We start from the raw sequence: 21064 nt of genomic DNA on the forward strand, positions 1-21064 counted from the left end.
GGCACTGGTGTCAGAGCGGAGCTTCCACGGAGGTGGCGGCTTCGGCGGCCGACGGTGGCGGAGTTCCACGCACCCTGCGCTGACGACGGGAGCGGCCTTCGAGGTAGCGGGCCAGGATCGACAGCAGCGAGCAGAGGCCGATGTAGATGATCGCGACGACGATGTACGTCGGGATGTAGGGGAAGCCGTACTGGAGCCGGCCGCCCATCTGCTTGGCCACGTAGAGCAGCTCGGCGTAGGTGATGATGAAGCCCAGCGCGGTGTCCTTCAGCAGGACGACGAGCTGGCTGACGATGGCCGGCAGCATCGACGTGATCGCCTGCGGCAGCAGGATCAGCCGGACCACCTGGTTCTTGCGCAGGCCGGTCGCGTACGCCGCCTCCCGCTGACCCTTCGGTACGGCGGCGATACCGGCCCGGAAGATCTCCGCCAGCACCGAGCCGTTGTACAGCGTGAGGCCGAAGACGACCGCCCAGAACGGGCTCAGGCCGAGGTCGAACTGCAGGTTGCCGTAGTAGAAAAAGAACATCAGGATCAGCAGCGGGATGGCCCGGAACAGCTCGACGACCAACGTCGCCGGTGCCCGGAACCACCAGTGGTCGCTGATCCGGGCCGCCGCGAACACGGCACCGAACACAAGAGCGAGCACTGCCGCCAGGCCGGCCGCCTTGAGCGTGTTCAGCAGGCCGCTGAGCAGCTCCCGCTGGATCGACTCGTAGGTGAACTGGATCCAGCGGCGCTCGGCGAACTGCCCACTCTGGTTCAGCCGGTAGATCACCCAGCCGACGACGGCCAGCAGGGCGACGATGACGACCGCGTTGAGGATCCGGTTGCGCGCCTTCGCCCGCGGGCCGGGTACGTCGTACAGCACCGCACTCATCAGGCCACCGCCGTCCGTCGCTCGGCCCACCGCTGCAGGGAGACCAGGGGGATGATCAGGATCAGGAAGCCGACGGTGATCCAGACCAGCGTGGCCACCTGGTTCTCACCGCGCTCGGCCATCACCGCCGGAATCGCGCCCGCCTCCGCGACGGAGAAACCGGCCGCGATCGTGGTGTTCTTCAGCAACGCGATCATCACGCTGGTCAGCGGCGGCACGATCGCCCGGAAGGCCTGCGGGAGGACGACGATGCCGAGCACCTGCATGAACGTCATGCCGACCGAGCGGGCGGCTTCGGCCTGGCCGGCCGGGATCGTGTTGATGCCGGAGCGGACGATCTCGCAGACGAACGCCGCCGTGTAGACGGTCAGCGCGACCACCGCGGACCAGAAGAAGTCCGGCAGCGAGATCTGCATCTTGGGGGCGCCGAACACGAGGAACGCGAACACCAGCGTGAGCGGGGTGTTCCGCAACGTGTTCACGTAACCGGTGCCGACGGCGCGCAGGGCCGGCACCGGGGAGACCCGGAAACCGGCCAGGAGGGTGCCGAGCACCAGGCTCAGCACCGCGGCGATGAGGAACAGCCGGAGCGTGGTCCAGAAACCGTCGACGAACAGTTCCCAGTTGTCGGTGAGAACCGAGAGCATCGCAACCTTCCAGAATTCAAGGGCGAACAGGCCCGCCGGCCGGCCGGCGGCGATCGCACGCGATCCGGCCGCGGCGCCGGAACGGTCGCCGCGGCCGGGATCGGATCAGTACTTCTCGAGCGGCGGCGGGGTCGAGTCCGAACCCGACTTGCCGAGCGTCTCGTCGTAGATTTCCTTCCAGGTGCCGTCGGACGCGGAGGTCTCCAGGATGGAGTTCACCTTGTCCCGCAGCGCCTTGTCGGCCAGCGGCAGGCCGATGCCGTACTTCTCGGTGCTGAACGGCTTGCCGACCACCCGCAGCTCGTCGGGTGCGGTCGCCGCGTAGCCCTTCAGGATCGCGTCGTCGGTGGTGACGGCGTCGACCTTGTTGTCCAGCAGCTGGGAGACGCACTCGGAGTACGTCTTGAACTCCGAGATGTTGCCCGGCTCGGTCAGCTGCTCGTCCTTGACCCGCTGGATCGGGGTGGACCCGGTGGCCGAGCAGACCTTCTTGCCCTTCAGCGCGGTCTTTCCGCCGTCCATCGAGGTGTCGTCCTTGCGGACCAGCAGGTCCTGGCCGGCCACGAAGTACGGGCCGGCGAAGCCGACCTGGGTCTTGCGCTTGTCGGTGATCGAGTAGGTGCCGACGTAGTAGTCGATCTCACCGCCGGCCAGCGCGGTCTCCCGGTTCGCCGACGGGATCTCCTTGTACTCGATCTTGTCGGGGTCGAAGCCCAGGTTGGCCGCCACCATCCGGGCGATCTCGATGTCGAAGCCGCAGCGCTTGCCGTCGGCATCCTTGTAGCCGAGGTTCGGCTGGTCGGCCTTGACCCCGACGACCGGGTTGCCGCGCGACTTGATCTTGGTGAAGGTCGGGCTGCCGGCCACCTCCACGCCGCTGGCGACGTCGAACTTGTGCAGGTCGCCGCAGGAGTCGGACGCCGCGTTGCCGCCGTCGCCACCGCCGGCCGCGGGCTCGTCGCCTCCGCAGGCGGTGACGGTCAGCGCGAGCGCCGCGACGCCGAGGGTGGCGACGAGGTTGCGCATTCTCATGGTCTGGTTCCCCTTCGTTGGTTGCTGGTACGGCCGCGGGCGGACGTCAGTGCTTCAGGATCTTGCCGAGGAAGTCCTGGGCACGCCGCGAGGTGGGGTTGGTGAAGAACTGCTCCGGGGTGGCCTCTTCGACGATCTCGCCGTCGGCCATGAACACCACCCGGTTCGCCGCGGTCCGGGCGAACCCCATCTCGTGCGTGACCACGACCATCGTCATTCCCTGCTTGGCCAGGTCGATCATCACCTCGAGGACCTCCTGGATCATCTCCGGGTCGAGCGCCGAGGTGGGCTCGTCGAAGAGGATGACCTTGGGGTCCATGGCCAGTGCCCGCGCAATGGCGACGCGCTGTTGCTGGCCGCCGGACAGCTGAGCCGGGTACTTCGAGGCCTGATTGGCCACCCCCACCCGCTCCAGCAGTTCCATCGCCCGTTTCTCGGCCGCCTTCGGGTCCGTCTTGCGAACCTTGCACGGACCGAGCGTGACGTTCTGCAGGATCGTCTTGTGCGCGAACAGGTTGAACGACTGGAACACCATGCCGACATCGGCGCGCAGCCTGGCCAGGGCCCGGCCCTCGCTCGGCAGCGGCTGTCCGTCCAGCGTGATGGTGCCCGAGTCGATCGGTTCCAGCCGGTTGATCGCGCGGCAGAGCGTCGACTTGCCGGACCCGGACGGGCCGATCACCACGACGACCTCGCCCTTGTCGATGGACAGGTTGATGTCCTTCAGGACGTGCAGGTCACCGAAATGTTTGTTGACGCCGGTCAGGGCGACCAGACCGGTTTTCGTCAAGGTTCCGGAATCGCTCATGGCCAGAACCTAGCGGAGCCGGGGGTGCCGTCGCAGCGCTGGTCGGTTCCACGGTGGTAACGATCTGCAATAACGCCGCGCAGCCTGTGACCACGTGGTCACAGGCTGCTCGAAGGACGCTCAGCAGCACCCGCCGGCCCGGATCGCGCCCGCCGTAGGAGGCTCCTTCACCGCGGTTTCCACCTCGTCGAGCATCCGCTGCCGGGCCGTGGGCGAGATCACTCGGCCGCGTGTCACGACGGTGTGGATCCGGCGCGTGTTCCGGATGTCCTTCAGCGGATCGGCGTCGAGTACGACGAGGTCCGCGATCTTCCGCGGTTCCACCGAGCCGAGGTCGGCCCCCATGCCGAGGAACCGGGCCGGCTCGACGGTGGCGGCGTACAGGGCCTGGCGGGGAGTGGCGCCGGCGTCGACGAGGTGCTCGAGTTCGTCGTGCAGGGCGAAGCCGGGGACCGAGTACGGCGTGCCCGTGTCGGTGCCGGCCAGGATCGGGAGGCCGTACGCGAACAACTCGCCGACGAATCGCTGCCGCCACGCCCACATCCGGTCCTGGCGGGAGATCTCCTCGGCGGTCCGGTTGGCCTTGTACAGGTGGTTGATGGCGTAGTCGTAGGTGAAGATCGCGTCGCTGCTCAGGTACTTCGCCAGCGCGGGATCGAGGCGCGCATGGTCGGGTCGGTCGAGCACGCTGTGCATGGTGAGCGTCGGCGTGACCCGGGTGCGATTGCGCCGCAGGGTGCCGAACACGTCCGCGGCGCGCGCCCGGCTGAAGGTGTTCGCCGCGATCCACTCGATCGGGTGCATCTGCCGGAACCAGGAGTTGTAGTCGCCCGGTTTCACACTGATGTCGAGGACCATCCGCCGTACCTCCGCCTCCCGGGTGGACACGGCGAGGCCGAGGGAGTGGATGTGCTCGATGGTGCGTTGCCCGGCGTTGCTGACCTGCTTCGTGGTGAGCTGGTCCGGCCCGTGGCCGTGGACGGTCAGACCGGTCTTGCGGGCCTCGTCGACGACCGCGGCCCATGACGCGGGGCTCAGGCGCGAGTAGACCTTCACGAAGTCGGCGCCCTCGGTCTTGACCCGTCGTACGGCGGCCCGCGCCGACGGCTCGTCGTCGACCACGATCACCTGGATCAGGTTCGGGTCCCACAGGGTCGGGTCCCCGTCGATGATGTTGCTCGCGACGATCATCCGGGGGCCGAGCAGGGTGCCGGCCTCGATCCGGTCGCGCCAGTCGTACAGCGCCGGGGTGATGCCGGCCATCTCGCGGACCGTGGTGACCCCGTTCGCCAGGTACAGCGGGGGAGAGATCCGCTCGTCGCCGAGGCTGTGGACGTGCATATCGGCCAGACCGGGGATGACGAACTTGCCGCTCAGGTCGAGTTCGACGGCCCCGCGGGGCACCGGGAGGTGGCGGCCGACGCCGATGATCCGGTCGCCGCTGATCAGCACGGTCCGGTGCCGGTCCCGGCGGCCGGTGGCGGCGTCGACGACGGTGACGCCGGTGAGCGCGGTGATGGGCGTCGCACCCACCGCCGCGAGCGGCCTGACCAGGCCGGTGCCGACGGATCCGCCGGCGATGACAGCGGCACCGGCGGCGGTACGGGCGAGGAACTGACGGCGAGAACTGTTCATGCCCTTCACTATTCTCGGTGCCGCCGCCCGGGTCAGGGGTTCCAGCCTGCCGGTCCCAGGTAGGGAAATGTCTACCCCGGCACGTACTCTTGGTGGCTGTCATGCGTACTTATGAGGTCCGCACCTACGGGTGCCAGATGAACGTCCACGACTCCGAGCGGCTGCGCGGGCTGCTGGAGGACGCGGGCTATGTCCGCGCGCCCGAGGGTGACCAGGCCGACGTGGTCGTCTTCAACACCTGCGCGGTCCGGGAGAACGCCGACAACAAGTTGTACGGCAACCTCGGCCACCTGGCGCCGGTGAAGGCTCGCAAACCCGACCTGCAGATCGCGGTCGGTGGTTGCCTGGCGCAGAAGGACAAGGCGTCGATCGTGCGCAAGGCGCCGTGGGTGGATGTAGTGTTCGGCACCCACAACATCGGGTCGCTGCCGGTGCTGCTGGAGCGGGCCCGGGTGCAGCAGGAGTCGCAGGTCGAGATCCTCGAGTCGCTCGAGGTCTTCCCGTCCACGCTGCCGACCCGCCGCGAATCGCCGTACTCGGCCTGGGTGTCGATCAGCGTCGGCTGCAACAACACCTGCACGTTCTGCATCGTCCCGGCGCTGCGAGGCCGCGAGAAGGACCGCCGTCCGGGTGACGTCCTCGCCGAAGTCGAGGCGCTGGTCGCCGAAGGCGTGCTCGAGGTGACGCTGCTCGGCCAGAACGTGAACTCGTACGGCGTCGAGTTCGGCGACCGGTACGCGTTCGGCAAGCTGCTCCGGGCCTGCGGCACGATCGACGGGCTGGAGCGGGTCCGGTTCACCTCGCCGCACCCGCGGGACTTCACGGCGGACGTGATCGAGGCGATGGCCGAGACGCCGAACGTGATGCCCTCGCTGCACATGCCGCTGCAGTCCGGTTCGGACCGGGTCCTGAAGGCGATGCGCCGCTCGTACCGGCGCGACCGGTACCTCAAGATCATCGAGGACGTCCGCGCGGCGATGCCGGACGCGGCGATCACCACCGACATCATCGTCGGCTTCCCGGGGGAGACCGAGGAGGACTTCCAGGGCACGCTCGACGTGGTCCGGCAGGCGCGCTTCTCGGGTGCGTTCACGTTCCAGTACTCCAAGCGTCCGGGTACGCCGGCCGAGTCGATGGAGGACCAGGTCCCGCGCGACGTCGTACAGGATCGGTACGAGCGTCTGGTCGCACTGCAGGACGAGATGGCCTGGGCGGAGAACAAGCTGCTCGTCGGGCGGTCGCTCGAGGTGCTCGTCGCCGAGGGGGAGGGGCGCAAGGACGCCACCACCCACCGCCTCAGCGGCCGCGCTCGCGACAACCGCCTCGTCCACTTCGCGCTGCCCGAGGGTGTCGAGCCGCCGCGACCGGGCGACGTGGCGACGGTCGAGGTCACGTACGGCGCCCCGCACCACCTGGTCGCGGACGTCTTCGGTTCGGTACGGCGGACCCGCGCAGGCGACGCGTGGGAGCGCATGCAGGAGACCCCGGCCGACACGACAAAGCCCGGTGTGCTCCTGGGCATGCCGACCATCGGCGCCAAGCCCCTCGAACCCGCCACCAGCGGCTGCCAACACGGCTGACACCCGAGTGACCAGCCCGCCCACCGCTGACTCCCCGGGTCCTCGGGCCGCTCGGTCCGCGGGTGATTCGTCGGGTTCTCGGGGCGATCGGTCTGTCTCGTCCGCTTCTCAGGCCGCGCCTCTTGTTCCGGTTGGCGCTGAGCCGTTTGCGGCTGGGCGAGACGCTGATGTGTACGCCCTGGACGAGGAGTGGGTGCTGCGGCGTTATCGCAATGGGCATCCGGTGCGGGACGAGGCCGACTTCATGCGCCACGTTGCGCAGTACGACTACCCCGTGCCTGCGGTGCGCGAGGTTTCCGGCGCGGACATGGTCATCCAGCGACTCGACGGTCCGACCCTCGCCGATGCTGCGATCGCCGGTGACCTGAGCGCAACCGAGGTCGGTGAGCTACATGCCGACCTGCACCGCCGCCTACAGGCAATCCCCGCGCCAAGCGGTACGCCGGGTCTGGTCGTCGTCCACGGCGATCTCCACCCGCAGAACGTGATCGCGACCGTCGACGGCCCGGTCGTCATCGACTGGCGCAACGCCGAGGAGGGCCCACCCGAGTTCGACATCGCGATGACCGCGATCATCTTCGCCCAGGTCGCCCTCGACCCGTCGTTCGAAGCCCTCAGCCCGCTCCTCCGCGAAGCCCTGGCCGCCTACCTCGCCAACTCCATCGACCCCACACCGGGCCTGCCCGCCGCCCTCGCCGTACGTGGACGCAACGTCACACTCACCCCCGAAGAGCGGGCCCTCCTCCCGGGCCAGGAAGAGCTCATTCGCTCCTACCTCTGATCCTTCGACGGGGTCAGAAGCCGTGGGTGATGACAGGTGGTACGCCGCCGCCGTACAGGCCGGCCAGGACGCGGGCCTCGTGGGGGACCACCGGGTCCGGAAGTTTGTCGAGGGAGAACCAGTCGAGTGCGTCCGCCTTGCCGGGCTCCATCAGCCGCGGCTCACCGGTCCACTTCGACGCCGTGAAGAAGAAGTCGACCCGCTCGTCGATCGGATCCCCGTTCCCACCGGTCCGGTGCATCGCGGTGACCGGCACCAGGTCGGCCGGCTCGATCTCCACTCCGACCTCCTCCCGCGCCTCCCGGATCGCCGCCTCGACCACCGACTCGTCCTTCTCCACATGTCCAGCCGGCACCGCCCAGTACCCGTCCATGTAGCCGGTGTTGGCCCGCAGCAACATCAACACCTCGTCCCCCCGCCGCAACACCACATAAGCCGCCGGCACCACCCGAAACCGATCCATGCCAGCACCCTAACCACCCCCACCGACACCACCCGACGCACCGAACTGACGCACCAAACGACACCGCCCCAAAGGACACCGCCTTCGGCGGCGGCAGTCCCTTCGGCGCCTCCGGCGCGGCGCGCACTCATGTCACGGGTCGGTGCGCTCGGCGGATGCACCGTGGATGCCGGCTGGGTGGAAAGGACACTGCGTCCGCCGGCGACAGTTCGTTCGGCGGGCGGATGAGGTGGGAAATAGGGCCGGCACGACGGTTCTTGGCGAAGTCCGGTTGCTTGGATGTGAGGTCGGCATTGGGCGGGTTGTTCGCGGTAGTGGGCAGACCGCTTCCGCAGTGTGCCACGCCGCCGGAGGCGGCCTGAGAGAACTGTCGCCGCCGGAGGCGATGGCCTTTGGACAGGGCGGAGGGCCGCAAGGGGGATCCTTGCGGCCCTCCAAGGTGGTGGTCAGGCGGGGCGGTTGGTGTCGGGGATGTCGTCGTTCTGGCCGTCGAGGTTGTCGAGGCCTTCCTTGGCCTTGTCGACGCCCTGGTCGATCTTGTCGCCGTACTTGCCGCCCGTCTTGTCGTCGACGAAGTCACCGGCCTTGTCCAGACCCTGGCCGACCTTGTCGCCGTGCTGGTCGACCAGGTCGCCCGCCTTGTCCTTCAGGTCCTCGGCCTTGCCCTTGAACTTGTCGAAGATGCCCATCTCGGGGGCTCCCATTCCTGCGTAGTTGAATGCTTACAGACAGCCAACGGTGATCTTCGCACTTCGTACGCCGGAACCGTGGGATCTCCGCTGTGTTGACCTAGACGCCGGAGCCGGGCTCGGTCTCCACGTCGCCGCCGGACTCGACATCGCCGCCGGACTCCACGTCGCCACCGGATTCGACGTCACCGCCGGATTCGACGTCCCCACCGCTGCGCTCGACATCGCCGCCGCTGCGCTTCGCGGCGTCGAACTCCTCGTTCTCCCCCAGGCCCAGGTTGTCCTTGGCCGCGTCGGAGCCTTCCTCGAACGGATTCGTCACTTCGTCATCCTCCCGTAGGTGTATTGCGATCTGCAGCGTTCCTATCCAACATCGCGGGTCATCCACAAGCCCGCGGCTCCGGTTCGGCCCGGGGCGTGGGGCGGGGAGGCCATCGGCGCTGTCACACTGGAGCGATGGCCGAACCACTCGTCGTCGCGGTCGTCGGTCCCACCGCGGCCGGCAAGTCCGACCTGTCCGTTGCCCTGTGCAAACGCCTGCGCGGTGAGGTGGTCAACGCCGACGCGATGCAGGTCTACCGCGGCATGGACATCGGTACGGCGAAGATCAGTACGGCGGAGCGCGACGGCGTACCGCATCATCTGCTGGACATTCTCGACGTGACCGAGACCGCGACCGTGGCCGAGTTCCAGCAGCTGGCGCGAAAAGCCATCGACGACTGCATCGGTCGCCAGGTGGTCCCGGTGCTGGCCGGCGGTTCGGCGCTGTACGTACGGGCGATCCTCGACGACTTCGTCTTCCCGGGCACCGACGCAGAGGTACGCCGCCGGCTGGAGACCGAGCTCGAGGAGGTCGGCCCCGGCGCGATGCACCACCAGCTCGCTCAGAAGGATCCGGCCGCGGCGGCGCAGATCCTGCCGAGCAACGGGCGGCGGATCGTACGGGCGCTGGAGGTCATCGAGATCACCGGCGGGTCGTACGTCGCGACCCTGCCCGAGCATCGCTATGTCTACCCGGGTGCGGTCCAGCTCGGCCTCGACGTACCCCGGCCGGAGCTGGACGAGCGGATCGGCCGCCGGGTGGACCGGATGTTCGACGCGGGTTTCGTCGACGAGGTGCGCGAGCTGCTGAACAGGGGTTTGCTGGAAGGCAAGACGGCCAACCGTGCCCTCGGCTACTCGCAGGTGATCGCGTTGCTCGCCGGTGAGATCAGTGAGCAGGAGGCCCGGGAGCGGACCGCGCAGGCCACCCGCCGGTTCGCGCGGCGGCAGGACTCGTGGTTCCGTAAGGACCAACGGATCACTTGGCTGCGGTACGACGACCCCGACCTGGTGGAGAAGGCGTTGGAAGTGATAGCCGGAGGCAACCGACGGGGGATCGGCGGCGTAGACGGGGTGGAAGAAGGCGATGGCCTGTCCGATGGGGCCGTTGATGCGAGGGGGTGACCGTGAGGCCGAGTTCCGTGAGTACCTGCTCGCGGACCGAACCCGGCTGATGAGGACCGCACTGCTGCTGACCGCGGGTGACGTGCACACCGCGGAGGACCTGGTGCAGACCGCGTGCACCAGGGTGTACGTGCACTGGCACCGGATCCGGCACGAGGGCGCCGGGCCGTACGCGCACCGCATCCTGGTCAACGCGTTCCTGGACGAGCGCCGGCGGGCCGGCCGCCACCCGGAGGTGGTGACCGCGGAGACGTTCGAGCCGAGGCTCACCGACGAGGCGGACCCGGTGGACACCCTCGCGGTCCGGAGGGCGCTGCTGGACCTCGCGCCGCGGCAGCGCGCGGTCCTGGTACTGCGGTACTTCCAGGATCTCGACGTGGCGAGCTGCGCACGGATCCTGGACTGCACCGAGGGCACCGTGAAGAGCCAGACCGCGAAGGCCTTGAAACGACTGAAGGATCTGATGAGCGAGGAAGAAGCGGATCCTGCGACGGGGAGTACCTGAGTGGATGACGTGAAGAAGTTGCTGGAGGGGTTCGCCGACCGCGCGGCCGACGGACTCCCGCCCGCGGACATCGAGGCCGATGTCGCCCGCGGCCGGCGTGCGCTGCGCCGGATCAAGCGGCGCCGCCGGGTGACCGGCGTGCTGTGCGTCGCCGCGGTGTCGGCCGCCGTCCTCGCGGTCGGTAACCAGGTGAAGTGGTGGAACAACGGCAGCAGCACGCAGGTGGCCACCGGAGACGGTGAGAAGACCGCGGCGACCACCTCCTCGGCGTCCGCGTCGCCCACGCCGATGATCGCGGAGGGCAGCGAGTCGATTTCGACGTACGCCGGTTCGTCGGTCGAGCTGATCGCGAACCGGCAGCCGTGGAACACCATCGGCTGCACGCTCGCCCCGAGGGGGTGGACCCCGGAGACCCCGATCCCGGCCGACCGTGTGGTGCTGTCCGCGCCGACCGTGCGGACCGCGGACGTGGACAGCAAGGTCGTGCTGCAGGCGGCGCCGGTGGCGAAGAGCCTGACATCGGTCCGGGTCGTGGATTCGGGCGGGAAGGTGTTCCACATCGGGACGGCGAACGGCCGCCTCGCCGGTCAGGTGAAACTCGCCGAGAAGTGGCTTCTGGTCGAGTTCCCGGCGAACAACCCGGAGTGGAACGACGCTCTCCTCCAGCGCTTCATGGCCTCCTGCAACGTCAACTAGCCGCGCCACGACTGGCGCTGACGCCGACTTCGGGATAGGCAAGGGCTTGTCCCTTGTCCGTCGACGCATGCGGGAGTATCCGGTGACACCGAAGAAGCTGGTCGCATCCCTGTCTGCTGGTGCGCTTGTCCTGTCCGCCCTGACCGCCGGTACCGCGGCCGCTCGTCCACCGCAGGCGCCGGTGAAGACACCGACCTCGATCGGGTTCGGTGGGGCCGTCTCGTCGGTCGACCCGGAGGCGACGAAGGTCGGGCTGGGCGTGCTGCGCCGTGGCGGCAACGCCGTCGACGCCGCCGTGGCCACCGCCGCCGCGCTCGGTGTGACCGAGCCGTACTCGGCCGGCATCGGCGGTGGCGGTTACTTCGTCTACTACGACGCCAAGAAGCGCAAGGTGTACACGCTCGACGGTCGTGAGACCGCGCCCGCGGGGATGAAGATCGACTCGTTCGTGAACCCCCAGACCAAGCAGCCGTATCCCTTCGCGCAGCTGGTCACGTCCGGGCTGTCGGTCGGCGTACCGGGGACGCCGGCGACGTGGGACGCCGCGCTGCGGCAGTGGGGTTCGCTGTCACTCCGCAAGGCGCTCCAGCCGGCCGCGGATCTGGCCGATCGCGGCTTCGTCGTGGACCAGACGTTCCGCAGCCAGACGCTGGACAACAAGGCCCGGTTCGCGCAGATCCGGCCCACCGCGGAGCTTTTCCTGCCCAACGGTGACGCACCGCAGGTCGGCTCGGTGTTCAGGAACCCCGACCTGGCCGACACGTATGAGCTGATCGGGAAGAAGGGCGTGTCGGCGTTCTACGGCGGGAAGCTCGCCGCGGAGATGGCAGCCACGGCGCAGAACCCGCCGAAGGCCGCGAACGCCACCCTGCCGGTGTTCCCCGGCCACCTCTCCACCAGCGATCTGGCGGCGTACAAGGTGATCAACCGGGAGCCGACGAAGGTCCGGTACGACGGTCTCGACGTCTACGGCATGGCTCCGTCGTCCTCCGGCGGCACCACGGTCGGGGAGGCGCTGAACATCCTCACGCCGCACCACCTGAGGCAGATGTCGACCCCGCAGGCGCTGCACACCTACCTGGAGGCGTCGGCACTGGCCTTCGCCGACCGCGGTGCGTACGTCGGTGACCCGGCGTTCGTCGACGTGCCGACGAAGGAACTGCTGTCGCGCGGGTTCGGCGCGGAGCGGTCCTGCCTGATCAACCCCACCACCGCGATGACCAAGCCGGTCGCGGCGGGATCGCCCGACGGCTCGTACCAGCCGTGCGCGCCGGGCGTCGCGACCACGGACCGGCCCGACCTGGAGGGTCTGTCGACGACCCACCTGGTCGCCGCCGACAAATGGGGCAACGTCGTGTCGTACACGCTGACGATCGAGCAGACCGGCGGCAGCGGGATCACGGTCCCCGGTCGCGGGTTCCTGCTGAACAACGAGCTGACCGACTTCTCCGCCGTACCGAACGTCAACGACCCGAACCGGATCGAGGCGGGCAAGCGGCCGCGGTCGTCGATGTCGCCGACGATCGTGCTGCGCGGCGGCAAGCCGTTCCTGGCGCTCGGTTCGCCGGGAGGTTCGACCATCATCACCACCGTGCTGCAGACGCTCACGAACCGGCTCGACCGTGGGATGACTCTGCCCGAGGCGATCGCGGCGCCGCGCGCGTCCCAGCGCAACACGGCGAACGTGACGGCGGAGCCGCCGTTCATCACCGCTTACGAGGCCGCGCTCAAGCCGTACGGCCATGTCCTGGTCCCGTCCGGTGACGCCTTCACCTCGGCCGCCGAGATCGGCGCGGTCGCGGCGCTGGAGTTCCTGCCCGGGGGAGCGATCCTGGCGGCCGCCGAGCCGACCCGCCGCGGCGGCGGATCCGCCGGCACGGTCCATCAGCTCTACCCGTGGTCCAGGTAGGACCTAGACAGTCCTGATGATCGCGGCGACCAGGGTCGCTCGTTCGGCCAGGGTCGCCGCGATCACCTGCTCGTGTACGGCGTGCGCGCCCTTGCCCAGCGGTCCGAGACCGTCAAGCGTGGGGATCCCCAGCCACCCGGTCAGATTGGTGTCCGCGGCGCCGGATGCCGCCGCCCCGCCCACTTCCTGACCCACTGACCGGCCGGCTTCGCCGACTTTGGCCAGCAACTCGTCAACGGCTCCGGACGCCTGCCAGGCCGGCCGGTTCGACATCACGGACACGGTCAGTACGGCGTCCCGTCGTACCGGCTGAAGTCCGGTCACCGCGTCGAGGACGGCTCGCTCGGTCTCCGGATCGACGAACCGGAACCCGAGCTCGGCCGACGCGTTCCCCGGTACGACGTTCGTCCGGCCGCCACCCGTGATCGTGCCGACGTTGCACAGCACGTCGTCGTACTCCGAAACCAGCGCGCGGACCGCGACCAGTTGGTCGACGAGTTCGTCGATCGCGGACACCCCGCGGCCCGGGTCGAGCGCGGCGTGTGCCTCGCGACCGGTGACCTCGATCCGGACCCGGCTGCTGCCGCGGCGGGAGGTTTTCAGATCGCCGTTCGGATGCGGTGGTTCCAGCCCGAACGCGGCGACCACGCCGGCCGACTCGGCGGTGACCAGGTCGCGGGCCGAGGGTGAACCGACTTCCTCGTCGGCGGTCACGATCACCCGCACAGGTCGATGATCGTCCCCGGCCACCTGCTCGAGAGCCGTCTCCAGAACGACCAGGCCGCCCTTCATGTCGAACACGCCGGGGCCGTGAATCACCCCGTCCTGCTCACGCCAGGGCATCTGTGCCAGTTGCCCGATCGGCCAGACGGTGTCATGGTGCCCGAGGAAGAGCAGTGGTTTCTCATCGGCGCGCGGGCCGCGGCCCGGGAAGTCGGCGACGACATGGTCGCCGGTCGGCGCGGAGACGCGTCGGGCGGTGCCGCCGAGTTCGCCGTACCGGAGCACGAGGCGGTCCGCGAACGCGTTGAGCTCGGCCACCGCCCCGGTGGGCGTCTCGTGCTCGACGTACTGCCGGAGCCGATCGATCATCTCCATGGATAGTCAACGTATCATCATCCGGTCATCGATTGACTCCCTCTTTCCACGAGGGATTTACTCAAGTCAGCGCCAAGATCCGTTTCGTATCTTTGAGGAGACTGCCGTGGGGTTCCGCCCTGTCACGCTCACCACCGCGGAGCGGTTCGCGGAGGCGGCCGTGCTCTACCGCCAGGTCTTCGGCTACCAGGACCCGGACTACGCGCTGAACCCACGGCTGCTCGGGGCGCTGGTCAGCAACGGTGGCTCGGTCGTCGGCGTGCTGGACGACGACGACCGGCTCGTCGCGTTCGCGTACGGCTTCTGCGGCACCGACCGGCGCGGCTTCTACCACTACTCGCAGTCGGCGGTGGTCGCCGCGGATCAGCAGGGGCAGGGGCTCGGCCGGCTGCTCAAGCACGCCCAGCGTGAGGTCGCGCTCAGTCACGGCATGACGCGGATGCGCTGGACCTACGATCCGTTCCAGATCCGCAACGGGCACTTCAACCTCGACGTCCTCGGCGCGCGCGGCCGGTGGTACGCCCCGGACATGTACGGACCGGGCGGCGACCGCTTGATCGTCGAATGGGACCTGCGCACCGAGCCGCCTGAGCTGGAAGACGTCGCGCTGGACCTGACCGAGGCGGACTGGGGAGTGCTGGGCGGTGCGGGAGATCGCCCGTGGCTGGCCCTGCCGTCCGATCCGGCCGCGGTGACGCCCGAGATCGCCGAGCGGGTGCGCCAGGGATTCACGGACCTGCTCGGCAAGGGACTGGCGGCGGAGTCGTGCCGCCGGCTGCCGAACGGGACGGGGGTCTATCTCTTCGGGACGGTGGACGATGTCCGGCAGTGAGGACCTGAAGGCCCGCAACCGCGAGCTGGTCAGCCCGCACGAGCGGTACGACGCCCGCCTGCAACGCCGGTCGTCGACGCAGTTGCAACGCCGTGTGGTGGAGCAGGAGCGAGCCTCGATCGAGGAGGCGCTCGACCAGATCCTGGCCGACGACTCGATCGCCCGGGCGGCGGCCCGGATCGTCGCCGCCCGGCGGCGGTTCATCGCCGGGTCGGCGAAGTCGTTCTCGTACGCGTCCCTGCTCGCCTTCGACCTCAGCGCCGCCCTGTCGCAGGTGACCCTGATCGACGGCACGGTGGTGCGCGGTATCGACGTCCTGTCCGACGTCCGGTCGAACGACCTGATGGTGGCGTTCTCGCTGCGCCGGTACCGCCGCGACACGGTGGAGCTCGCCCGCCGGTTCTCCGAAGCCGGTGGTGAGCTCGTCGCGGTCACGGATTTCGAGGACGCGCCGCTGGCGAAGATCGCGGACCAGTGCATCTACGTCGCGACCGGCAGTGCGTCGTACGTCGACTCGCCGACCGTCGTGGCGTCGGTGCTGCATGTGCTCGCGACGCTCACCACGGCAAGCGCGAAGGGAGCCCGCCGGCGACTCGGCGAGCGCGACCGGCTGAACTCGGAGTTGGGACTGTATGTCAACTGAGCTGAAGGTCACCGCCGCGCGGCTGCACCGAGTCCGGTTGCCGCTGGTGCACGCGTTCCGCACCAGCTCGCACCGCAAGACTCTGCTGGACCACATCCTCGTGGAGCTGGAGGACGCGTCGGGTGCGGTCGGCTGGGGTGAGATCGCGTCGCCGTCCGATCCGTATTACGCGGCGGAGACCGTCGAGACCTGCTGGCACATCGCCGAGCACTACCTTCTCCCTGCCGTGCTCGGTCAGTCGTGGGAACGGCCCGAGCAGGTGCCGCAGCTGTGGGCGAAGGTTCGCGGCCACCAGTTCGCCAAGGCCGGTGTGGACGTTGCGGCCTGGGTGCTGTGGGCTTCGGCGCAAGGTGTCCCGCTCGCACAGGCGCTCGGCGGGACCAGGTCCGAGGTGGTCGCCGGGGTGTCGCTGGGGATCGAGCCGACGATCGACGACCTCCTCGCCGAGGTCGACCGTCAGGTGGCGGCCGGCTATCCGCGGGTGAAGCTGAAGATCGCGCCCGGCTGGGACGTCGAGCCGGTCCGGGCGGTGCGGGCCGCGCATCCCGGCCTCGACCTCCATGTCGATGCCAACGGCATCTATTCCGAGGCGGGCGAGCATCTGACCGCACTGCGGGCGCTGGACGAGTTCGGCCTGACCATGATCGAACAGCCGTTCGCGCCGCGGAACCTGCTCGCCCACGCCCGCTTGCAACAGGTGCTGCGGACCCCCGTCTGCCTGGACGAGAGCATCGAGACCCTCGACGACCTGGAGACCGCGATCGCGCTCGAAGCCGTGCGGGTGCTCAACATCAAGGTGTCGCGGATGGGCGGGCTCACTGCCGCTCGGGCCGCGCACGACCGGGCGCAGCAGGCCGGCATCCCGGTCTGGTGCGGCGGTATGCACGAGTTCGGCATCGGCCGTGCCGCCAACGTGGCGATCTCCAGCCTGCCCGGTTTCTCGTTGCCCTCAGACGTCTCCGCCTCGGAGAAGTACTACGCCCGCGACGTGATCACACCTCCGGTCACCGCCGACAATGGCGTCGTACGGGTGCCGACGGCAACTGGTCTCGGTCACACCGTCGACACGGGTCTCATCGCCGCGCACACCGTGGCCACGCTCACCCTCTGACGCCATGATCGCGATCACTGGTGGCCGGGTCCTGGACGGCCTCGGCGCGGATCCGGTCGAGGCCACGGTGTTGGTGGACCGCGGCCGGATCGCGGACGTCGTACCGCCGGACGCGCCGGTTGCAGACGTCGAGGTGATCGATGCCACCGGCAACATCGTGGCGCCGGGCTTCATCGACCTGCACTCGCATGCGGACTTCACCGCGCAGACGTCACCGGACGCGACGACGCAGCTGTACCAAGGCGTCACGACGCTGGTCACCGGGAACTGCGGCTGGTCGCCGTTCCCGATCACCGACCTCGAGCAGTTGAAGGCCGGTACGGCGTTCCTCGAGCCGCGGCACGACTGGTCCTGGCGGGAGACGGGCGGCTTCGCCGACGCGGTCGAGCGCGACGGGCTCGCCGTGAACGTCGCCCTGCAGGTCGGCCACTCGTCGCTCAGGCTCGCGGTGATGGGCGGTGCCGAACGGGCGCCGTCCCGCGGCGAACTGCGGCGGATGCAGGACCTGCTCCGCGAAGCCGCGCGGCAAGGCGCCGTCGGGTTCTCGACCGGGCTGATCTACGCGCCGGGGACGTATGCCACTGAAGCCGAGGTCGCTGCGTTGGTGGCGACCGCGGGCAGGTGCGGCCTGCTGTATTCGACCCACATCCGCAACGAAGGAGCTCGGCTACTGGAGGCGCTCGACGAGGCGATCGCGGCCGCCCGGGCGGGGGAAGCCAGGCTGGAGGTCTCACACCTGAAGGCGGTCGGTCGCGCCAACCACGGTCTGGTCACCGCCGCGCTCGAACGTCTCGACCAGGCGCGCGCCGACGGCATCGACGTCGCCTGGGACGTGTATCCGTACACGGCATCCAGTACGACGCTCACGGCACGGCTTCCCACCTGGGCGATGGCCGGCGGCGCGCAGGCGATGCTGGCCCGCCTCGCGAACCCGGTCGAACGCGGACGAATCCTCTCGGCGTTGCGGACCGCCGACCTCTCGGACCCGCGCGCCGTCGTGATCGCCTCCCTCCCACCCGGACGGTACGAGGATTGCCGCGGTCTCAGCCTCGCCGAGATCGCCCTGAGCGACGACGTCGATGCCGCCGAGGCGATGCTCCGAATCCTCGAGCACCATGACGCCGCGGTCAGCGTGGTCAACCACGCGATGAGCGAGGACGACGTCGTGACGGTACTGCGGCATCCGTGCACGAGTGTCGCCAGCGACGGGTGGATCCTCAGCGCCACCGGATCCGGTCACCCGCACCCACGCAACTTCGGCACCTTCCCACGCGTCCTCGGCCGTTACACCCGCGACCAGGGCGTGCTCACGTTGCCCGAGGCGATCCGCCGGATGACGTCGCTCCCGGCGTCCCGTCTGGGTTTCACGGACCGTGGCGTGGTGCGACCCGGTGCGGTCGCGGACGTCGTCGTACTCGATCCGGAGAAGGTCGCGGACAGGTCGACGTACGACGATCCGTGGCAGCTGTCGGCCGGGATCGAGCACGTCTTGGTCGCGGGCGATTCGGTGCTGGCGAACGGCGTACCGACGGGTCGTCGGCCTGGTCGCGTGCTCAGGTCCGCTTGAACCGCTTCGGACCGGTCGGCAGCGGCGGAGGTGCCGGCGCCGCCTCGTCCGCGATGGTTTCGAGCCACCCGTCGTACTCGGTCAGGAGTTCGTCCAGTACGGCGTGATCCACGTCCTCGGGGAGTACGACGACCCACGGGTGGTCCTCGTCGTCGTCCTCGCCCTGGAAGCGCCCGCGCCGCACGTCACCGTCCAGCCGGGCCGCGACCGTTTCGGCGTCCTCCTGCTCCCAGAAGTAGGCGATCTGCTCCATGGGAGACACCGTACGATCTACCGCATGAGCACCTTTCCCTGGCTGAAGGGGCACGGCACGGAGAACGACTTCGTGTTGCTGCCCGACCCCGACGGATCGATCCACGGGGATCTCGACGCCGGACTGGTGCGGTTCCTGTGCGACCGGCACGCCGGGATCGGGGCGGACGGCGTCCTGCGGGTGATCGAGGGCGGCAAGCAGACGTACGTCGAGGACGGCGGCGACTGGTTCATGGACTACCGGAACTCGGACGGCTCTGTCGCGGAGATGTGCGGCAACGGGATCCGGGTCTTCGTCCGGTACCTGGTGGACGCCGGGCTGGCCGGGGACAAGCCGGTCCGGGTCGGTACACGGGCCGGGATCAAAGAGGTCGTGCTGAACGACGACGGCACGCTGACCGTGGACATGGGCGAGCCCGTGCTGCCCGGTCCGGCGGGCATCGTGGTCGAGGCCAACGGTCACCAGTGGCCGGCCGTGCACGTGGACATGGGCAATCCGCATGCGGTGGCCTTCGTCGACGATCTGAGCGAGCCCGGTCACCTGGTCGACCAGCCGGGGTGGTCGCCGCAGGAGGCGTTCCCGGCCGGTGTGAATGTCGAGTTCGTCGTACGCAAGGGACCCCACGAGGTCGCGATGCGGGTGCACGAGCGGGGTGCAGGGGAGACGCGGTCCTGCGGGACGGGAACCTGCGCCGTCACGGTGGCCGCGGCCCGGCAGGCCCGGCAGCAGCGTCCGGTGACTTACCGTGTCGGCGTACCGGGTGGTTCGGTGACCGTGACGTGGCGTGCGGACAACCATCTGGAGATGACCGGGCCGGCTGTCGTGCACGCCCGCGGCGAGTTCGATCGGGCCTGGCTTCCCGCCTGAACGGGGAATTCCGGCCGGGCGTGGGGCGTTGACGTCTGAAATCGGGTCGCCTGTACTGGTGGCCCGTGCCACGATGGAAGGTATATGACGACCCATTCGAACTTTTACGACGAGACCACCGCCGACCGGGGCGGTGGGGCGGGGGAGTTGGACGCAGTCGAACTCGACCTCGTTGAGGGCGATGACTCGGGCGATTCGTTGACGGGTCACGACTCGGAGCTGGGCCCGGAATCGAGCACCGAGGGCCTGGACCTCGAGGAGCGCCAGGCGCTGCGCCGCGTCGTCGGCATGTCGACCGAGCTGACCGACATCAGCGAGGTCGAGTACCGCAAGCTGCTGCTGGAGCGGGTGCTGCTGGTCGGCGTCTGGACCGAGGGCAGCGCCGAGGACGCGGAGAACTCGCTGGCCGAGCTGAAGCTGCTCGCCGAGACCGCCGGTTCCGAGGTGCTGGACGGTGTCATCCAGCGGCGGAAGAAACCCGACCCCGCGACCTTCATCGGTTCCGGCAAGGTGGCCGACCTGCGTGACCTGGTCGCCTCGCTCGGCGCCGACACCGTGATCGCCGACGGCGAGCTGGCCCCCGCGCAGCTGCGCAACCTGGAGGACCGGCTCAAGGTCAAGGTCGTCGACCGGACCGCGCTGATCCTGGACATCTTCGCCCAGCACGCGAAGAGCAAGGAAGGTAAGGCCCAGGTCGAGCTGGCCCAGCTGCAGTACATGAAGCAGCGGCTGCGTGGCTGGGGTGGCAACCTGTCCCGCCAGGCCGGTGGACGCGTCGGCGCGGCCGGCGGCGGTATCGGCGGCCGTGGTCCCGGTGAGACCAAGATCGAGACCGACCGGCGCCGGATCAACACCAAGATCGCTAAGCTGCGGCGTGAGCTGAACTCGATGAAGGGCACCCGCTCGACGCTGCGCCAGGAGCGCCGCCGGAACTCCGTCCCGTCGGTCGCGATCGCGGGATACACCAACGCGGGCAAGTCCTCGCTGCTGAACAGGATCACCGGCGCGGGGGTGCTGGTCGAGAATGCGCTGTTCGCGACCCTGGACCCGACCACCCGCAGGACGACCACGTCGGACGGCCGCGTGTTCACGCTGACCGACACCGTCGGGTTCGTCCGGCACCTGCCGCACGACATCGTCGAGGCGTTCCGGTCCACGCTGGAGGAGGTCGCGGACGCGGACCTGCTGCTGCACGTGGTGGACGGTTCGCACGCCGACCCGCTGGCCCAGATCCAGGCGGTGCGTGAGGTGCTGAGCGAGATCGGTGCGTCCGACGTCCCGGAGATCATCGTGATCAACAAGGGTGACATCGCCGACCCGATGGCGCTGGCGCCGATCCTGCACCGGGAATCGCGCGCCCTGGTGGTGTCGGCACACACCGGCGAGGGCATCGACAAGCTGCGCACCCTGGTGGAGGCCTCACTGCCGCAGCCGGACGTGGCCGTCGACCTGCTGCTGCCGTACGACCGGGGCGACCTGGTCTCCCGGATCCACTCCGAGGGTTCCGTCGACCAGATCGAGCACACGGCCGAGGGCACCCGGGTCACCGCGCGGGTCCACCCCTCGCTGGCCGGCGAGCTCACGCCGTACCAGGTGGCGGCAGCCCAGTAGTAGTCAGGCAC

Annotated in this window: 22 protein-coding genes; 12 read left to right on the forward strand and 10 right to left on the reverse strand. The window is 69.2% G+C overall.

What is annotated here, in order from left to right:
- Positions 1–10: 10 nt before the first annotated feature.
- The 5 genes from ACYVOK_RS25800 to ACYVOK_RS25820 form a co-directional block, all read right to left on the reverse strand.
- A complete protein-coding gene (locus ACYVOK_RS25800; protein ID WP_460665114.1) occupies positions 11–880 on the reverse strand; it encodes an amino acid ABC transporter permease in 870 nt (289 codons plus the stop codon).
- Positions 880–1527, reverse strand: coding sequence for an amino acid ABC transporter permease (locus tag ACYVOK_RS25805; RefSeq protein WP_460665115.1), 648 nt, complete (start codon positions 1525–1527; stop codon positions 880–882). Before ACYVOK_RS25805 ends, ACYVOK_RS25800 begins: the two co-directional genes overlap by 1 nt.
- Before the next feature lie 105 nt (positions 1528–1632).
- A complete protein-coding gene (locus ACYVOK_RS25810; protein ID WP_460665116.1) occupies positions 1633–2559 on the reverse strand; it encodes a glutamate ABC transporter substrate-binding protein in 927 nt (308 codons plus the stop codon).
- A gap of 46 nt (positions 2560–2605) precedes the next feature.
- Positions 2606–3334, reverse strand: a complete 729-nt coding sequence (locus ACYVOK_RS25815; RefSeq protein ID WP_460665168.1) for an amino acid ABC transporter ATP-binding protein — start codon at positions 3332–3334, stop codon at positions 2606–2608.
- Positions 3335–3487: 153 nt separating this feature from the next.
- Complete coding sequence (locus ACYVOK_RS25820) at positions 3488–5002, reverse strand: amidohydrolase family protein (RefSeq protein ID WP_460665117.1); 1515 nt, start codon at positions 5000–5002, stop codon at positions 3488–3490.
- A 101-nt stretch (positions 5003–5103) separates the two neighbouring features.
- Here ACYVOK_RS25820 and miaB point away from each other — a divergent pair, with 101 nt between their 5' ends.
- Together miaB and ACYVOK_RS25830 are read left to right on the forward strand one after the other, a co-directional pair.
- Positions 5104–6582, forward strand: a complete 1479-nt coding sequence (gene miaB, locus ACYVOK_RS25825; RefSeq protein ID WP_460665118.1) for a tRNA (N6-isopentenyl adenosine(37)-C2)-methylthiotransferase MiaB — start codon at positions 5104–5106, stop codon at positions 6580–6582.
- Between the two features lie 7 nt (positions 6583–6589).
- A complete protein-coding gene (locus tag ACYVOK_RS25830) occupies positions 6590–7363 on the forward strand; it encodes a phosphotransferase (RefSeq protein WP_460665119.1) in 774 nt (257 codons plus the stop codon).
- Between the two features lie 13 nt (positions 7364–7376).
- Here the strand turns inward: ACYVOK_RS25830 and ACYVOK_RS25835 are convergent, their stop codons facing one another.
- The 3 genes from ACYVOK_RS25835 to ACYVOK_RS25845 all read right to left on the reverse strand — a co-directional run bounded on the left by ACYVOK_RS25835 (position 7377) and on the right by ACYVOK_RS25845 (position 8837).
- Positions 7377–7826: an NUDIX hydrolase gene (locus ACYVOK_RS25835; RefSeq protein ID WP_460665120.1), complete on the reverse strand. Its 450-nt coding sequence runs from the start codon at positions 7824–7826 to the stop codon at positions 7377–7379.
- Positions 7827–8272: 446 nt separating this feature from the next.
- On the reverse strand, positions 8273–8515 hold the full coding sequence (locus ACYVOK_RS25840) for an antitoxin (protein ID WP_460665121.1): 243 nt from the start codon (positions 8513–8515) through the stop codon (positions 8273–8275).
- Positions 8516–8615: 100 nt separating this feature from the next.
- Entirely contained in the window at positions 8616–8837 is a 222-nt protein-coding gene (locus tag ACYVOK_RS25845; protein WP_460665122.1) for a hypothetical protein, read from the reverse strand.
- Positions 8838–8971: 134 nt separating this feature from the next.
- On the opposite strand from ACYVOK_RS25845, the gene miaA reads away from it, so the two are divergent.
- From miaA to ggt, 4 genes are all read left to right on the forward strand, one after another.
- Positions 8972–9961: a tRNA (adenosine(37)-N6)-dimethylallyltransferase MiaA gene (gene miaA / locus ACYVOK_RS25850; RefSeq protein ID WP_460665123.1), complete on the forward strand. Its 990-nt coding sequence runs from the start codon at positions 8972–8974 to the stop codon at positions 9959–9961.
- Positions 9948–10466 carry a SigE family RNA polymerase sigma factor gene (locus tag ACYVOK_RS25855; protein ID WP_460665124.1) on the forward strand — a complete coding sequence of 173 codons (519 nt, stop codon included), beginning with the start codon at positions 9948–9950 and terminating at the stop codon, positions 10464–10466. The genes miaA and ACYVOK_RS25855 overlap by 14 nt, the downstream gene beginning before the upstream one ends.
- Positions 10467–11162 (forward strand): hypothetical protein, encoded by a 696-nt coding sequence (locus tag ACYVOK_RS25860; RefSeq protein WP_460665125.1) that lies wholly within the window; start codon positions 10467–10469, stop codon positions 11160–11162.
- A 67-nt stretch (positions 11163–11229) separates the two neighbouring features.
- The gene (gene ggt, locus ACYVOK_RS25865) at positions 11230–13071 is read left to right on the forward strand and encodes a gamma-glutamyltransferase (RefSeq protein ID WP_460665126.1); all 1842 of its coding nucleotides are present in this window, start codon (positions 11230–11232) and stop codon (positions 13069–13071) included.
- 3 nt (positions 13072–13074) lie between these two features.
- Here the strand turns inward: ggt and ACYVOK_RS25870 are convergent, their stop codons facing one another.
- Complete coding sequence (locus tag ACYVOK_RS25870) at positions 13075–14169, reverse strand: M20/M25/M40 family metallo-hydrolase (RefSeq protein ID WP_460665127.1); 1095 nt, start codon at positions 14167–14169, stop codon at positions 13075–13077.
- Positions 14170–14275: 106 nt separating this feature from the next.
- Here ACYVOK_RS25870 and ACYVOK_RS25875 point away from each other — a divergent pair, with 106 nt between their 5' ends.
- Genes ACYVOK_RS25875 through ACYVOK_RS25890 form a run of 4 tightly spaced genes read left to right on the forward strand, consistent with a single transcriptional unit; the run spans position 14276 to position 18322 of the window.
- Positions 14276–15001 carry a GNAT family N-acetyltransferase gene (locus tag ACYVOK_RS25875; RefSeq protein ID WP_460665128.1) on the forward strand — a complete coding sequence of 242 codons (726 nt, stop codon included), beginning with the start codon at positions 14276–14278 and terminating at the stop codon, positions 14999–15001.
- Complete coding sequence (locus ACYVOK_RS25880; protein WP_460665129.1) at positions 14988–15644, forward strand: MurR/RpiR family transcriptional regulator; 657 nt, start codon at positions 14988–14990, stop codon at positions 15642–15644. The genes ACYVOK_RS25875 and ACYVOK_RS25880 overlap by 14 nt, the downstream gene beginning before the upstream one ends.
- The gene (gene menC / locus ACYVOK_RS25885; RefSeq protein ID WP_460665130.1) at positions 15634–16755 is read left to right on the forward strand and encodes an o-succinylbenzoate synthase; all 1122 of its coding nucleotides are present in this window, start codon (positions 15634–15636) and stop codon (positions 16753–16755) included. Before ACYVOK_RS25880 ends, menC begins: the two co-directional genes overlap by 11 nt.
- A gap of 4 nt (positions 16756–16759) precedes the next feature.
- The gene (locus ACYVOK_RS25890) at positions 16760–18322 is read left to right on the forward strand and encodes an N-acyl-D-amino-acid deacylase family protein (protein ID WP_460665131.1); all 1563 of its coding nucleotides are present in this window, start codon (positions 16760–16762) and stop codon (positions 18320–18322) included.
- Here ACYVOK_RS25890 and ACYVOK_RS25895 read toward each other — a convergent pair.
- Positions 18309–18575, reverse strand: coding sequence for a hypothetical protein (locus tag ACYVOK_RS25895; protein ID WP_460665132.1), 267 nt, complete (start codon positions 18573–18575; stop codon positions 18309–18311). The two genes, ACYVOK_RS25890 and ACYVOK_RS25895, sit on opposite strands and share 14 nt — an antisense overlap.
- Before the next feature lie 24 nt (positions 18576–18599).
- Here ACYVOK_RS25895 and dapF point away from each other — a divergent pair, with 24 nt between their 5' ends.
- Positions 18600–19442: a diaminopimelate epimerase gene (gene dapF / locus ACYVOK_RS25900; protein WP_460665133.1), complete on the forward strand. Its 843-nt coding sequence runs from the start codon at positions 18600–18602 to the stop codon at positions 19440–19442.
- Positions 19443–19526: 84 nt separating this feature from the next.
- Positions 19527–21053 (forward strand): GTPase HflX, encoded by a 1527-nt coding sequence (gene hflX, locus ACYVOK_RS25905; protein ID WP_460665134.1) that lies wholly within the window; start codon positions 19527–19529, stop codon positions 21051–21053.
- The last annotated feature ends 11 nt before the right edge of the window (positions 21054–21064 follow it).

The organism is Kribbella swartbergensis, from assembly GCF_054784135.1.